At 67.7% G+C, this 13,064-nt stretch carries 14 protein-coding genes; 8 read left to right on the forward strand and 6 right to left on the reverse strand.

All coding sequences use genetic code 11. From position 1 onward, the window contains the following. Nucleotides 1–42: 42 nt before the first annotated feature. The 3 genes from B2515_RS14845 to B2515_RS14855 are packed head-to-tail and all read left to right on the forward strand — an operon-like array spanning nt 43 to nt 2,182. The gene (locus B2515_RS14845) at nt 43–1,167 is read left to right on the forward strand and encodes a bifunctional 2-C-methyl-D-erythritol 4-phosphate cytidylyltransferase/2-C-methyl-D-erythritol 2,4-cyclodiphosphate synthase (protein WP_293877574.1); all 1,125 of its coding nucleotides are present in this window, start codon (nt 43–45) and stop codon (nt 1,165–1,167) included. Beyond that, nucleotides 1,164–1,682, forward strand: coding sequence for a hypothetical protein (locus B2515_RS14850; RefSeq protein WP_293877576.1), 519 nt, complete (start codon nt 1,164–1,166; stop codon nt 1,680–1,682). Before B2515_RS14845 ends, B2515_RS14850 begins: the two co-directional genes overlap by 4 nt. After that, entirely contained in the window at nt 1,679–2,182 is a 504-nt protein-coding gene (locus B2515_RS14855; RefSeq protein WP_293877578.1) for a CinA family protein, read from the forward strand. Before B2515_RS14850 ends, B2515_RS14855 begins: the two co-directional genes overlap by 4 nt. Here B2515_RS14855 and B2515_RS14860 read toward each other — a convergent pair. After that, the gene (locus B2515_RS14860) at nt 2,143–2,601 is read right to left on the reverse strand and encodes a type II toxin-antitoxin system RatA family toxin (RefSeq protein WP_293877580.1); all 459 of its coding nucleotides are present in this window, start codon (nt 2,599–2,601) and stop codon (nt 2,143–2,145) included. The genes B2515_RS14855 and B2515_RS14860 overlap by 40 nt on opposite strands. Continuing rightward, nucleotides 2,594–3,529, reverse strand: a complete 936-nt coding sequence (gene lipA / locus B2515_RS14865) for a lipoyl synthase (RefSeq protein WP_293877582.1) — start codon at nt 3,527–3,529, stop codon at nt 2,594–2,596. Before lipA ends, B2515_RS14860 begins: the two co-directional genes overlap by 8 nt. Nucleotides 3,530–3,666: 137 nt before the next feature. Here lipA and B2515_RS14870 point away from each other — a divergent pair, with 137 nt between their 5' ends. Beyond that, nucleotides 3,667–4,299: a carbonic anhydrase gene (locus tag B2515_RS14870; RefSeq protein WP_293877584.1), complete on the forward strand. Its 633-nt coding sequence runs from the start codon at nt 3,667–3,669 to the stop codon at nt 4,297–4,299. Nucleotides 4,300–4,341: 42 nt separating this feature from the next. Here B2515_RS14870 and B2515_RS14875 read toward each other — a convergent pair whose 3' ends face one another. From B2515_RS14875 to B2515_RS14890, 4 genes are all read right to left on the reverse strand, one after another. Then, entirely contained in the window at nt 4,342–4,863 is a 522-nt protein-coding gene (locus B2515_RS14875) for a GNAT family N-acetyltransferase (protein ID WP_293877586.1), read from the reverse strand. After that, nucleotides 4,863–5,285 carry a nucleoside-diphosphate kinase gene (gene ndk, locus B2515_RS14880; RefSeq protein ID WP_293877669.1) on the reverse strand — a complete coding sequence of 141 codons (423 nt, stop codon included), beginning with the start codon at nt 5,283–5,285 and terminating at the stop codon, nt 4,863–4,865. The genes B2515_RS14875 and ndk overlap by 1 nt, the downstream gene beginning before the upstream one ends. Nucleotides 5,286–5,385: 100 nt before the next feature. Continuing rightward, nucleotides 5,386–5,826 (reverse strand): DNA polymerase III subunit chi, encoded by a 441-nt coding sequence (locus tag B2515_RS14885; protein ID WP_293877671.1) that lies wholly within the window; start codon nt 5,824–5,826, stop codon nt 5,386–5,388. Nucleotides 5,827–5,868: 42 nt separating this feature from the next. Beyond that, nucleotides 5,869–7,341: a leucyl aminopeptidase gene (locus tag B2515_RS14890; RefSeq protein WP_293877588.1), complete on the reverse strand. Its 1,473-nt coding sequence runs from the start codon at nt 7,339–7,341 to the stop codon at nt 5,869–5,871. A gap of 158 nt (nt 7,342–7,499) precedes the next feature. Between B2515_RS14890 and B2515_RS14895 the strand changes: the two genes are divergently transcribed. The 4 genes from B2515_RS14895 to rsmA all read left to right on the forward strand — a co-directional run bounded on the left by B2515_RS14895 (nt 7,500) and on the right by rsmA (nt 13,031). Beyond that, nucleotides 7,500–9,752, forward strand: a complete 2,253-nt coding sequence (locus B2515_RS14895) for an LPS-assembly protein LptD (protein WP_293877590.1) — start codon at nt 7,500–7,502, stop codon at nt 9,750–9,752. A gap of 84 nt (nt 9,753–9,836) precedes the next feature. Beyond that, complete coding sequence (locus tag B2515_RS14900) at nt 9,837–11,198, forward strand: peptidylprolyl isomerase (protein WP_293877592.1); 1,362 nt, start codon at nt 9,837–9,839, stop codon at nt 11,196–11,198. 1 nt (nt 11,199) lies between these two features. After that, nucleotides 11,200–12,195, forward strand: coding sequence for a 4-hydroxythreonine-4-phosphate dehydrogenase PdxA (gene pdxA, locus B2515_RS14905; RefSeq protein WP_293877594.1), 996 nt, complete (start codon nt 11,200–11,202; stop codon nt 12,193–12,195). Continuing rightward, entirely contained in the window at nt 12,192–13,031 is an 840-nt protein-coding gene (gene rsmA / locus B2515_RS14910; RefSeq protein ID WP_293877595.1) for a 16S rRNA (adenine(1518)-N(6)/adenine(1519)-N(6))-dimethyltransferase RsmA, read from the forward strand. The genes pdxA and rsmA overlap by 4 nt, the downstream gene beginning before the upstream one ends. The last annotated feature ends 33 nt before the right edge of the window (nt 13,032–13,064 follow it).

The raw sequence follows: 13,064 nt of genomic DNA on the forward strand, positions 1-13,064 counted from the left end.
GCCGCTCTGGCAAGGTTGGCATGGCTGCGCTAGGCGGCGGCGATGATGGATCGACCACGCACGGTGGCGCTGATCGTGGCGGCGGGCTCCGGCTCGCGCGCTGGCGGCGCGGTTCCCAAACAATATGCTTATGTGGCCGGCAAACCACTGATCGCGCATGCTTATGCCGCCTTTGCCGGTCATCCGGCGGTGGACGAGGTGGTGGTGGTCATCGCCGCCGGTGCCGAGGAACTGGCGATGGCGGCGCTTGGGCCGGTGCGGACGGTAATCGGGGGGCGCACGCGGCGCGAGTCGGTGGCGCGGGGGCTGGCGGCGATCGTGGCCGATCGCGTCCTAGTCCACGACGCCGCCCGGCCGTTCGTGCCCGCAGGCGTCCTAGACCGAGTGCTGGCGGCGCTCGAGACGGATGACGGCGCGATGCCGGTGCTCACCGTCGCCGATACGCTGGTGCGGGACGGCACAGTCGTACCGCGCGATGGCCTGTCGCGCGTGCAGACGCCGCAGGGGTTCCGGCTCGGCGCGCTGCGGGCGGCGCATGACGGCTGGCCGGCGGGCGAAGAGGCGACCGACGACGCGCAGATGGTGCGACGGCTTGGCGGGACGATCGCTTTGGTGCAGGGCGATACGATGCTCGATAAAGTCACGCATCCCGACGATTTTGCCGCGGCGGAAGCCAGAGTGGCATGGGAGACGCGCAGCGCGTCCGGTTTCGACGTCCACCGGCTGGAGGCCGGCGAGGAATTGTGGCTGGGCGGCGTGCTGATCCCGCACGACAAGGGATTGTCGGGGCATAGCGACGCCGATGTCGGCCTGCATGCGCTGACCGATGCGTTGCTCGGCACGATCGCGGCGGGCGATATCGGCACGCACTTTCCGCCGAGCGATCCGCAGTGGAAGGGCGCCGATTCCGCCCAATTCCTGCAGCATGCCGCCGGGCTAATCGCTGACAAGGGCGGGCGGATCGACTTCGTCGACCTGACCCTGATCTGCGAGGCACCGAAGATCGGACCGCATCGCGAGGCGATGCGCGCGCGGATCGGCGATTTGCTGGGGCTAAGCGCGGACCGGGTGAGCATCAAGGCGACGACGACCGAGCGGCTGGGCTTCACCGGTCGCGGCGAAGGCATCGCCGCACAGGCGGTCGCGACCGTGAGCCTGCCGCGATGAGGGCGCTCGTCGCCGCCGTCGCGCTGCTCGCCAGCCCTGCGCAGGCGCAGACGCGGTGCATTACGACGCTTGAGGCGGAGGCGATGACGTTGGTTGCGTTGCCCGATATCGTCCAGCAGACCGGCATCGTCTGCGCGACGCGGCTTCCGGCGAGCAGCCTGCTGCGGCGGACCGACAGCGATTTCCTCGCGAAATATCAGGATGCCGCCGACCGCGCTTGGCCGAATGCGCGGGCGGCGATCGTCAAACTGTCCGACCCGATGATCGATTCGCTGCTCCAGTCCGAATTCGCACGGCCCCTGCTGACCGCAGCGCTCGCGCCGGTGCTGGTCGGGCGGATCAACCCGGCCGATTGCGGCACGATCGACCGGTTCGTGACGCAGCTCGCGCCGCTGCCGCCCGCGAACACCGCCGGCGTGATCGTCACCACATTGCGCTATTTCAAGGCGGAGAAGGCGAAGGGCAAGGCGATCAACGTCCCCGACCTGCCGCTATGTGCGGAAGCGGCGCGATGACCGATACGCTGCTGCCGCCCGAACTGCTCGCCGCCGCCGCGCATGTCGTCGAGGCGAACCGTGCCGCCGGGCGGACAATCGCGCTTGCCGAAAGCTGCACCGGCGGCCTCGTCGCGGCGGCGATCACCGAAATCCCCGGATCGTCCGACGTCTTCGGTGCTGGCTTCGTCACCTATTCGAACGAAGCCAAGATGAAGCTGCTCAAGGTCAATTCCGACGTGCTGGAAACCTTCGGTGCCGTCTCGATCGCGGTGGCGTGGAGCATGGCGCAGGGCGCGCTCGCCAATAGCGGTGCCGATGTCGCCGTCGCGATCACCGGGATCGCCGGACCGGGTGGCGGATCGGAGAAGAAGCCCGTCGGCACCGTCGTGTTCGCGCGCGCCGAAAAGGGCGGCGATCCGTCGGACGTCCATGCCGATCGCAAGATGTTCGGCGACCTCGGACGCGGCGGCATCCGCCTTCAGGCGGCGCTGGTCGCGCTGGAACTGCTGCTGCCGTAAAGCACCTTCGCGCGATCCTCGAACGCGCCGATCATTCGGCGTAGCGCCACGCCAAACACCTGGCCCGCCAGCATCTCGAACATCCGGTTCTTGAACTGGAAATCGACCGTGAAATCGACCGCGCAGCCGCCCTCCTCGCTGCGGAAGCGCCAGTCGTTGTGCAGATATTTAAGCGGCCCGTCGATATATTCGACGTGGATGTGATCGGGTCGCACCTTCTCCACCTTCGACGTGAAGGTTTCGCGCAGCCCCTTGAAGCCGACGATCATGTCGGCGAGCGTCGCGGTGTCGCTGTCCTGGCGCACGCGCATCGCGCTGACCCAGGGCAGGAACTCCGGATAGCGCTTCACGTCCGCGACCATTTCGAACATCTGCTCCGGCGTATAGGGCAGATGGCGCGTTTCGGCGTGCTTAGGCACGGACGTCCTGCGCCTTGCCGAGCTTCGCCTCGCGGTTGGCGCGCATCTTCGCGAAATCGTCGCCGGCATGATAGCTCGACCGGGTCAGTGGCGAGGATGCGACCAGCAGGAAGCCCTTCGCGCGCGCGATCGCGGCATAGCTGTCGAACGCCTTGGGCGTGACGAATTCCTCGACCTTCGCATGGCGCGGCGTCGGCTGGAGATACTGGCCCATCGTCAGGAAATCGATGTCGGCCGAGCGCATGTCGTCCATCACCTGATGCACCTCGAGCCGCTGTTCGCCGAGACCCAGCATCACGCCGGACTTGGTGAAGATCGACGGATCGAGCTTCTTGACGCTCTCCAGCAACCGGATCGACGCATAATAGCGCGCGCCGGGACGGATCGTCGGATAGAGCCGCGGCACGGTTTCGAGATTGTGGTTGTAGACGTCGGGCCGCGCCGCGACGATCGCCTCGACCGCGGCCTCATGCTTGTTGCGGAAATCGGGGGTCAGGATCTCGATCGTCGTGCGCGGGTTGGAGCGGCGGATCGCCTCGATCACCTTGACGAACTGCTTCGCGCCGCCGTCAGGCAGATCGTCGCGATCGACCGAGGTGACGACGATATGCTCCAACCCCATCTGCGCCGCGGCGTCGGCAACATTGTTGGGCTCCATCGGGTCGACCGCGCGCGGCATGCCCGTCTTGACGTTGCAGAAGGCGCAGGCACGGGTGCAGGTGTCGCCGAGGATCATGACGGTCGCATGCTTCTTCGACCAGCATTCGCCGATGTTCGGACAGGCCGCTTCCTCGCAGACGGTCGTCAGGCTTTTCGACCGCATCAGCTCGCGCGTCGCGGCGAAGCCGGCGCTGGTCGGCGCCTTCACGCGAATCCAGTCGGGCTTGCGCAGGCGTTCGGGGCGGGCGAGCGGCGTCATCTCGTTCATGGGCGCGAGATAGCGATTCCCCCTATTGTGAACAACCGTCATGAGTTTTGTGAGAAAGCTTTTCGCGCCGACATCAGCCGGCACCTCCATCGCCGACATGCGTTATGCACCCAAATCGACACGATTCTGGAGGACGCATGACCGATTTTTCCGACATGGTTAAGGGCTATGGCCGGTTCCGCGAGCAGAGCTGGATCGAACAGCGCGAGCGCTGGGAAGAGCTCGGCCGTGGCCAGAGCCCCAAGGTCATGGTGATCGCCTGTTCGGACAGCCGCGTCGACCCGATGCAGATCTTCGACGTCGCCCCGGGCGAGATCTTCGCGGTGCGCAACGTCGCCAATCTGGTGCCGCCCTATGAGACGTCGAAGGGCTATCACGGCGTCTCGGCGGCGATCGAGTTCGCGGTGACGCAGCTCGAGGTGCCGGAAGTCGTCGTGCTCGGCCACGGCTCGTGCGGCGGTTGCGCGGCGGCGCTGTCCGGCGGATTCGCCAATGCCGAGCATGGCGCGGGCGGGTTCATCTCCGACTGGGTCGGCCTGCTCGACGAGGCACGCGACAAGGTGAAGGCGGAGTTCGGCGACAGCCCCGAGGCGAAGACCGAGATGGAGCATGAGGCGGTGCGTGTCAGCCTCAAAAACCTCATGACCTTCCCGTTCGTCGCCGAGCGGGTCGAGGCGGGTTCGCTGAAGCTGCGCGGCGCCTATTTCGCGATCGCCGACGGCGTGCTGCACGTCATGGACGACGACGGCACGTTCAAGCCGGCGGCATAACCGCTATCGTGTCCCTCTCTCCGGCGGAGGGAGGGACATCGCCTATAGCGGGAGGGCGTAGATTAAGTCGTCGCACAGCGTTGCGCCGACCCGATATTGGCGGCGGCCGGCGATCGCAAAGCCTTGCCGCTCGTAGAACGCCCTCGCGCGGGCATTGCGGCCAAGTACGCCGAGCAGCAACCGGTTCCGCCCCATCGCGCGGGCATCGTCGATCGCCCGTGTCATCAGCAGCTTGCCGAGACCGGTGCCCTGCGCCAGCGGCAGCGTATAGATACGGCGCAATTCGATATCGTCCGCTCCGACGGGGATCGGGAATTCCGGATCCGTCAGCAGCGTATAGCCGACAGGCGCTCCACCATCGGGATGTTCGGCGAGCGTGACGACGCTGTCGGGGTCGACGCTCCAGGCGGCGAATTGCGCGGCCGAGCTGTTGCGGGTGACGTGCGCGACGATGTCGGCGCCGTCCAATATGCCCGCAAAGGTGCCGAGGAAGCTCGCCCCCGCCACCAGCGCGACCGCGGGCGCATCCGCAGGGGACGCACGCCGCAGCCGCCACTTGGTCATCAGCCGACGATTTCGTTCGGCTGGAAGAAATAGGCGATCTCGATCTCGGCATTCTCGTCCGAATCCGAACCGTGCACGGTGTTCGCCTCGATCGATTCGGCGAGTTCCTTGCGGATCGTGCCGGGCTCGGCGTTCGCCGGATTGGTGGCGCCCATAATGTCGCGGTTGCGCTGCATCGCATTCTCGCCCTCGAGCACCTGCACGACGACCGGACCCGAGATCATGAATTCGACGAGGTCGTTGAAGAAGGGACGCTCGCGGTGGACGTCATAGAAGCCCTCGGCCTGGTCGCGGGTCATCTGGATGCGCTTCGAAGCGACGACGCGCAGGCCGGCCTCCTCCAGCATCTTGGTGACCGCACCGGTCAGGTTGCGGCGGGTGGCATCGGGCTTGATGATCGAAAAGGTACGGTTCGCGGCCATGATGGTCACGGGCTCCTGTGGTTTTGTGGCAGGTTTTGAAGTGGCGCCGCCCTAGTCGGGGGTGGCTGGCTTTGCAACCGGTTCGGACGGCGCGGTGCGCTCAGGCCGCCTGCTCCCAGCGGCCGGCGTCATTCTGCTTCCAGTAGCGGCGCTCGACGCCCTCGCGTGCGCCGAGGTCGCGCCATGCCTGACGCGCGGGCTGGATGTGGCTGTCCTCGAAGAAATGGAAGGCACGGTCGAAATCGAGCGCTTCGTCGCGCCATTCGCCGTCGACCAGTGCGACGTGCCGGGCCTGATTGGCCGGGCGCACGTCCGGGGCGATGAGGATCGGCTGCGACGTGTCGTCACCGGTGCCGGCCTGCGCGTGCGGCAGAAAGCTGTCGGCGCGATAGGTCCACAACAGGCGATCGAGGTCCGCGCGCTGATCGTCGCGGGCGCTGACGATCAGCAGGCGCGCACCGCTCTCCACCACCTTCGCCGCGATTTGCGGCAGCGCGCGATCGAGCGGGGTGGCGGTGAGATGATAGAAGTCGACCTGCATGGCACCATGGTAGCGCGCCATGCCGGTCGACTCCAGTGGCCGTCAGCCCTCGAAATGCTCGGCGATGACGCGGTCGAGCAGCTTGACGCCATAGCCCGTCGCGCCCTTGTCATAGGTGGCGCCCGGCTTGTCGCTCCACACCATGCCGGCGATGTCGAGGTGGGCCCATTGCACGCCCGCATCGACGTAGCGCTGGATGAACTGCGCCGCGGTAATCGAGCCGGCGCCACGCGGACCGACGTTCTTCATGTCGGCGATCGGGCTGTCGATCAGCTTGTTGTAGGTATCCGACAGCGGGAAGCGCCACAATTTGTCGCCGGTCGCGAGGCCCGCGGCGAGCAGCTTGTCGGCGAGCGCGTCGTCGTTCGCGAACAGGCCGCCATATTCGTTGCCGAGGCTGACGATCATCGCGCCGGTCAGCGTGGCGAGGTCGATGATCGTCTTCGGCCGGAACGTCTTCTGCGTCCAGGTGATCGCGTCGGCGAGCACCAGCCGGCCCTCGGCATCGGTGTTGAGGATCTCGATCGTCTGGCCGGACATCGACGTCACCACGTCACCCGGGCGCTGCGCATTGCCGTCGGGCATGTTCTCGACCAGGCCCATGACGCCGACGACGTTGACCTTCGCCTTGCGGCCGGCGAGCGCCTTCATCGTGCCGGCGACGGCACCGGCGCCGCCCATGTCCCACTTCATGTCCTCCATACCCGCGCCCGGCTTCAGCGAGATACCGCCGGTGTCGAAGGTGACGCCCTTGCCGACCAGCGCCAGCGAGGGATCGCCCTCGCCCGCCCCGTTCCACTTGAGCGCGAGGATGCGCGCCTCGCGCACCGAACCCTGGCTGACGCCGAGCAGCGCGCCCATGCCGTGGCGGGCCATCTCCGCCTCGTCGACGACGACGATCTCAAGCCCGAGGCCCTCGACGTCCTTGCGGACCTGTTCGACGAAGCTCTCTGGATAAAGAATGTTGGGCGGCGCGGCGACGAGGTTGCGGGTCAGCTCCAGCCCCTTGGTCAGCGCGTCCTGATCGACCCATGCCGCATCAGCACCCTCGGGTGCGCCGACGATGGTGAACGAGGCGAGCGTTGCCTTCTGCTTCTCGGGCAACGTCGTGCGATACTGGTCGTACCGCCACGCACGCTGGGCGGCGGCAGCGGCGAAGCGTGCCGCGGCCTTCGGCGTCGGGCTGGCCGCGGACAGATCGGCGGTGAGTTCGGTCGCCCCCGACCGCAGCAGCTTCGCGACCAGCGCGCCGCCCGCCTTCTCCCAATCCGCCTCGCTGCCGGCGCCGACACCGACCAGCAGCACGTGCGACGTGCCGTCGCCTTCGGCGAGGAACAGTTCAACGATCGCCCCAGCTTCGCCGTCGAAGCGGGCGGCACGGGCGGCTGCGCTCGCCAGCGCCTGATGCTGTTCCCCGACGCCCGGCCAGCCGGCACGGCCGGCGAGATCCTTTTCCACCGGCAGCGCGAGGATCGCGGGCGCGGTGGCGGCGGTGGGGGAAAAGGCGATGTGCATGAAACGGGACTTCCTGAACTGAAAGACAGGCCAGCGATCTAGGGTTCCGGGGCCCGAAGCACAACGATTGCGGCGGCGCGCCGGTGATGCGATAGGCGGGATGAGTGGGGTGCCGTTCAGGGCGGCACCGGTCACGCCGAAAGGGTGTTCGAATCATCGTGTTGCGTTTCGACCTTCTGGCCGGCTGTGCGTCAGCGACGGCGATTGCTGCGGTTTTGTTCGCGACGCCGGCCGCGGCGCAGGATCTGCAGAACCGCCCGGTGGCGCCGCCCGCGGCAAGCGATCCGGCGAGCACCGCCCCGGCGGCCGAGGATCAGGTGCAGTTCAGCGCCGGCAGTCTGGAATATGACACCAATACCGATGTCGTCACCGCGCTGAGCGAGGTCCGCATGTTCCGGCAGGGCGACCGCCTGCGCGCGGACAAGGTCGTGTGGAACCGCAAGACCGGCCAAGTCGTCGCGACCGGCAATATCGCGGTGACCAACCCGCAGGGCGACGTCGCCTACGGCGATTCGATCGAGCTGACCGATTCGCTGAAGGACGGCATGGTCGACAACATGCTTGTCGTGCTCGAACAGGGCGGGCGGATGGCGGCGGAGCGCGGCACGCGCCTGCCCGACGGGACGATGCAGCTCGACAAGGCCGCCTATACGCCGTGCGCGGTGTCAACGTCGGACGGCTGCCCCAAGGAACCGTCGTGGAAGATCACGGCGGTGCGCATCACCTATCGCCCCGAACGCGAGCGCGTGTTTTTCGGCGGCGGGCAGTTCCACCTGTTCGGCCTGCCCGCGCTGCCGCTGCCCGCCTTTTCGATGCCGGTCGGCAAGGGATCGGAGAGCGGATTGCTCGCACCCGATTTCCAGCTCGACCGGGTCAACGGGCTGGAATTCGTGACGCCGTATTATTTCCGGCTGGCGCCTAACAAGGGGCTGACGCTGACCCCGCACGTCTTCACCCGCGTGCTGCCGATGATGGAGGCGCGGTACGAGGCGCTCGGCACGCATGGCGCGTTCCGGGTCACCGCCTATGGCACCGAGAGCCGGCGCAGCGACGACCTCAACACGATCACGCCGACCGACACCGAACGCGCCTTCCGCGGCTATATCGACGGTATCGCACGCTATCAGCTGTCGCCCTATTGGAGCATCAGCGGATCGGCCCGCATCGCCAGCGACCGCACCTTCCTGCGCCGCTACGACATCTCGCGCGACGACCGGCTGCGCACGACCGCGGCGCTGGAGCGGATCGATCCCAACACCTATTTCGCGCTGACCGGCTGGTACGTGCAGACGCTGCGGGTCAACGATCCGCAGGGCAACCAGCCGATCGCCCTGCCCCAGCTCGATTTCCGCAAGCGGATCGACCTCGGCGGCGGCAAGCTGCAACTGCAGGCGAACACGCTGGCGATCACCCGGACGGCGGGTCAGGATACGCAGCGCGCCTTCGTGGCGGGACAATGGGACCTGCGCCGCCTGACCAACTGGGGGCAGGAGGTGACGCTGACCGCCTATGGCCGCGCCGACGCCTATAACACGAACGATTCGCTGCTGACCTCGATCGTCAGCTATCGCGGCAACGACGGGTTCCAGGCGCGCGCGATCGGCGCGCTGGCGGCCGACGTCAAATGGCCCTTCATCGGGCAGTTTCTGGGTGGGACACAGCGGCTGACCCCGCGGGTGCAGGTCGTCGCCTCGCCGAAGATCGCCAACCTCGACGTGCCGAACGAGGATGCGCGCGCGGTCGACCTTGAGGATTCGAACCTGTTCGCGCTCAATCGCTTCGCCGGCTACGACCGGTTCGAGGACAGCAGCCGCGTCACTTATGGCGCCGAATGGGCGCTGGCGCTGCCGGGCATGACGCTGGATACGGTGATCGGCCAGAGCTATCGCCTGTCGACACGGCCGACGATCCTGCCCGACGGCACCGGGCTGAGCGATCGCTTTTCCGATTTCGTCGGCCGCACGACGCTGCGGGTGCGCGACTTCGTCTCCCTCACCCACCGCTATCGCCTCGACAAGGACGGGTTCGCGGTTCGCCGTAACGAGATCGACGCCACGGTCGGATCGCGCTCCACCTATATCCTGGCGGGTTATCTCCGGCTCAACCGCAACATCTTCCCCGCCTTCGAGGATCTGCAGGATCGCGAGGAGGCGCGCGTCGCCGGGCGGGTGCAGTTCGCGCGCTTCTGGTCGGTGTTCGGCTCCGCTGTGTTCGACCTTACCGACCGCAGCGAGGATCCGCTGTCGCTGTCGGACGGGTTCGATCCGATCCGTCACCGGCTGGGCGTGCAATATGAGGACGATTGCATCCGGCTGGGTGCGACGTGGCGGCGCGATTACCAGGACACCGGCGACGCGCGCTCGGGCAACAGCTTCCTGTTGACGCTGGCGTTGACCAATCTCGGTCGCTAAGCCGCAGTTCAGCTGGATCGGGGCAAGACCGGGACAAGAGGGCGCTCCGTCGTGCGCGCCCGAGCTTTGGGGTAACGGAACAACGTGACGCACAATATTCGACGCAACGCCCGCATCGCACGCCTGTCGGGCTGGGTCGCGCTGGCGGCATTCGGCACCGGTGCGGTGGCGCAAACGGTGCGCGACAACCAGGTCCCGGAAACCAACCTCAACATCCCCGCCAACCTCCAGATCTTCGGCAAACTCGACCCGAACGTCCGCAAGCCGACGGCGATCGTCAACGACACCGTCATCACCGGCACCGACGTTGACCAGCGGCTGGCGCTCACCGTCTTCAACAACGGCGGCCGTGCGCCGGCGCCCGAGCAGATGGACGAGTTCAAGCTTCAGATCCTGCGCCAGCTGATCGACGAGACGCTGCAGATTCAGGAAGCCAAGACCGCCGACGTCGCGATCTCGGCGGCCGAGCTCGACCAGAGCGAGGCAGGTCTTGCCAAGCGCTTCAACATGACCGTGCCGCAGCTGCGCGTCGCGCTGCGCAAGGCGGGATCGTCCGAACGGTCGCTGCGTCGCGCGATCGAAGGCGAGCTGGTCTGGAGCCGCTATCTGCGCAAGAAGATCGAGCCGTTCGTCAACGTCGGCGAGGAGGAGGTCACCGCGATCCAGAAGCGGATCGAGGCGTCGCGCGGCACCGAGGAATACAACCTCCGCGAGATCTACCTGAGTGCCAATGACGGGAACCGGGCGGAGGTGTTCGCCAAGGCCAAGCAGATCATCGGGGAGATCCAGAAGGCGCAGCAGCCTTTCGAACTGTTCGCGCGCAACTATTCGGAAGCCTCGACGCGCGGCGTCGGTGGCGATCTCGGCTGGATCCGGCTGGTGACGCTGCCGCAGCCGCTCGCCGATGCGGCGACGCAGATGCAGGTCGGCCAGGTCGCCGGCCCGATCGAGACGCCGGGCGGCTTTTCGATCCTGTACCTGACCGACAAGCGCACCATCGGTGCCGCCGATCCGCGCGACGCCAAGCTCAGCCTGAAGCAGCTGACCGTGCAGTTCCCCGCCGGCACGACGCAGGCGCAGGCACAGGCGCGCGCCGCGACCTTCGCCAAGACGGTCCAGTCGATCCAGGGCTGTGGCACGGTGGAAAAGGTTGCCGCGACGATCAACGCCGAGGTGGTCGACAACGATTCGATCCGCATCCGCGACCTGCCGGTGCCGCTGCAGGAGATCATGGTGAAGCTGCAGGTCGGCCAGTCGACCCCGCCGTTCGGTTCGCCGACGGAGGGCGTCCGCGCGCTGGTGCTGTGCGGCCGCGACGACCCGCAGCAATCGGCGGTGCCGGGCGCCGCGCAGATCCAGGGACAGCTCGAGCAGCAGCGCGTCAACCTGCGCGCACAGAGCAAGCTGCGCGATCTGCGCCGCGATGCGGTGATCGAGTATCGCTGACATGACGCTCGCCGCCCCGCTCGCGATCCCGATGGGCGATCCCGCCGGGATCGGTCCCGAGATCATCGCCAAGAGCTGGGCGGTGCGGATGCTGCGCAGTCTGCCGCCCTTCGCTTTGGTTGGCGATATCGGCGCGGTGACGCGGGTATGGAGCGGGCCGGTCGAGGCGGTCGACAGCCTCGATGACGCGAGCGCGGTGTTCGACCGCGCCCTCCCCGTCCTCAGCGTGACGGAGGCCGGTGCGGTGACGCCCGGCGAGCCTGACATCCACGGCGCACGCGCGGCGTTGCAGGCGCTCGAGCGGTCGATCGACCTCGTGCGTTCGGGTGCGGCCCGTGCGCTGGTGACCGGACCGGTGTCGAAGGCGCAGCTGTATGGCATCGGCTTCAACCAGCCCGGGCAGACCGAATTCGTCGCCGAACGCTGCGGCGTGGCGGCCGAGGATGCGGTGATGATGCTCGCGGGGCCATCGCTGCGCGTGGTGCCGATCACCGCGCACGTACCGCTGGCACAGGTGTCGTCGCTGCTGTCGATCGAGCTGATCGTCGCGAAGGGCCGCGCAACCGCGCTTGGCCTGCGCCGCGACTTCGGCATCGCTGCGCCGCGCCTCGCCTTCGCCGGCCTCAACCCGCACGCCGGCGAGGGCGGTGCGATCGGCCGTGAGGAGATCGACCTGATCGCGCCCGCGATCGCGCAGCTGCGCGTCGAGGGCATCGACGCGACCGGCCCCTTCGCTGCCGACACGCTGTTCCATGCCCGGGCGCGGGCGGGCTATGATGCGGTGCTGTGCTGCTATCACGATCAGGCGCTCGTTCCGATCAAGACGCTGCACTTCGACGAAGGCGTCAACATCACGCTGGGCCTGCCGATCGTGCGCACGTCGCCCGACCACGGCACCGCTTTCGGCATCGCCGGGCAGGATCGCGCCCACCCCGGCGCGATGATCGCGGCGATCGCGATGGCGGGTCAGGCGGCGGATCGCCGCGCCGGCGCATGAGCGTGGCGCCCGTAGGCGGCGCGCTGCCGCCGCTGCGCGAGGTGATCGCGAAACACGGCCTCAACGCCAGCAAGGCACTGGGGCAGAACTTCCTGTTCGACGGGCAGCTGCTGGCGCGGATCGCGGCGGTGCCGGGCGACCTCCACGACGCCGAGGTGCTGGAGGTGGGACCGGGTCCGGGCGGGCTGACCCGCGCGCTGCTGGCGGCGGGCGCGCAGGTGACCGCGATCGAACGCGACCGGCGCTGCATCCCGGCGCTGGCGGAGCTGGGTGACGCCTATCCGGGCAAGCTCCATGTCATCGAGGGCGATGCGCTCGCGGTCGATGCCCCGGCGCTATTCGCGGGGCGGCCGCATATCGTGTCGAACCTGCCCTACAACGTCGGCACCGCGCTGCTCGTCGGCTGGCTGACGTCGTCATGGCAGCCGTGGTGGCAGTCCTGCACGCTGATGTTCCAGAAGGAGGTCGCGGATCGGATCGTGGCCTCGGCCGGCGACGATGCCTATGGCCGACTGGCGGTGCTCAGCCAGTGGCGATCTTCGGCCCGGATCGCGATGCCGGTGCACCGCTCGGCCTTCACGCCGCCGCCCAAGGTGATGTCGGCGGTCGTCCACATCGTGCCGGGCGACGCGCCGGAAGGCGTTGACGTGCGGGTGCTTGAACGGATCACTGCCGCCGCCTTCGGGCAACGGCGCAAGATGCTGCGCCAAAGCCTGAAGGGCGTGCCGGGCGCGCTCGACGCCTTGGCGCGGATCGGGGTGGATGCGACGCGGCGGGCAGAGACGGTCAGCGTCGCCGAATTCGTCGCTCTGGCGCGTGACGTGGGGCGCGGCTGAGGCGTCTCTCCCCCCCCTGTCTGATGTGATGAT

The sequence above is a fragment of the Sphingomonas sp. UBA978 genome (genome assembly GCF_002292295.1).
Lineage (GTDB): Bacteria > Pseudomonadota > Alphaproteobacteria > Sphingomonadales > Sphingomonadaceae > Sphingomonas.

What these genes read in the sequence shown, in the direction of transcription:
- B2515_RS14845 (WP_293877574.1), top strand. Translation starts at nt 43, where the DNA reads ATGATGGATCGACCACGCACGGTGGCGCTGATCGTGGCGGCGGGCTCC.
- B2515_RS14850 (WP_293877576.1), top strand. Translation starts at nt 1,164, where the DNA reads ATGAGGGCGCTCGTCGCCGCCGTCGCGCTGCTCGCCAGCCCTGCGCAG.
- B2515_RS14855 (WP_293877578.1), top strand. Translation starts at nt 1,679, where the DNA reads ATGACCGATACGCTGCTGCCGCCCGAACTGCTCGCCGCCGCCGCGCAT.
- lipA (WP_293877582.1), bottom strand. Translation starts at nt 3,529, where the DNA reads ATGAACGAGATGACGCCGCTCGCCCGCCCCGAACGCCTGCGCAAGCCC.
- B2515_RS14870 (WP_293877584.1), top strand. Translation starts at nt 3,667, where the DNA reads ATGACCGATTTTTCCGACATGGTTAAGGGCTATGGCCGGTTCCGCGAG.
- B2515_RS14875 (WP_293877586.1), bottom strand. Translation starts at nt 4,863, where the DNA reads ATGACCAAGTGGCGGCTGCGGCGTGCGTCCCCTGCGGATGCGCCCGCG.
- ndk (WP_293877669.1), bottom strand. Translation starts at nt 5,285, where the DNA reads ATGGCCGCGAACCGTACCTTTTCGATCATCAAGCCCGATGCCACCCGC.
- B2515_RS14885 (WP_293877671.1), bottom strand. Translation starts at nt 5,826, where the DNA reads ATGCAGGTCGACTTCTATCATCTCACCGCCACCCCGCTCGATCGCGCG.
- B2515_RS14890 (WP_293877588.1), bottom strand. Translation starts at nt 7,341, where the DNA reads ATGCACATCGCCTTTTCCCCCACCGCCGCCACCGCGCCCGCGATCCTC.
- pdxA (WP_293877594.1), top strand. Translation starts at nt 11,200, where the DNA reads ATGACGCTCGCCGCCCCGCTCGCGATCCCGATGGGCGATCCCGCCGGG.
- rsmA (WP_293877595.1), top strand. Translation starts at nt 12,192, where the DNA reads ATGAGCGTGGCGCCCGTAGGCGGCGCGCTGCCGCCGCTGCGCGAGGTG.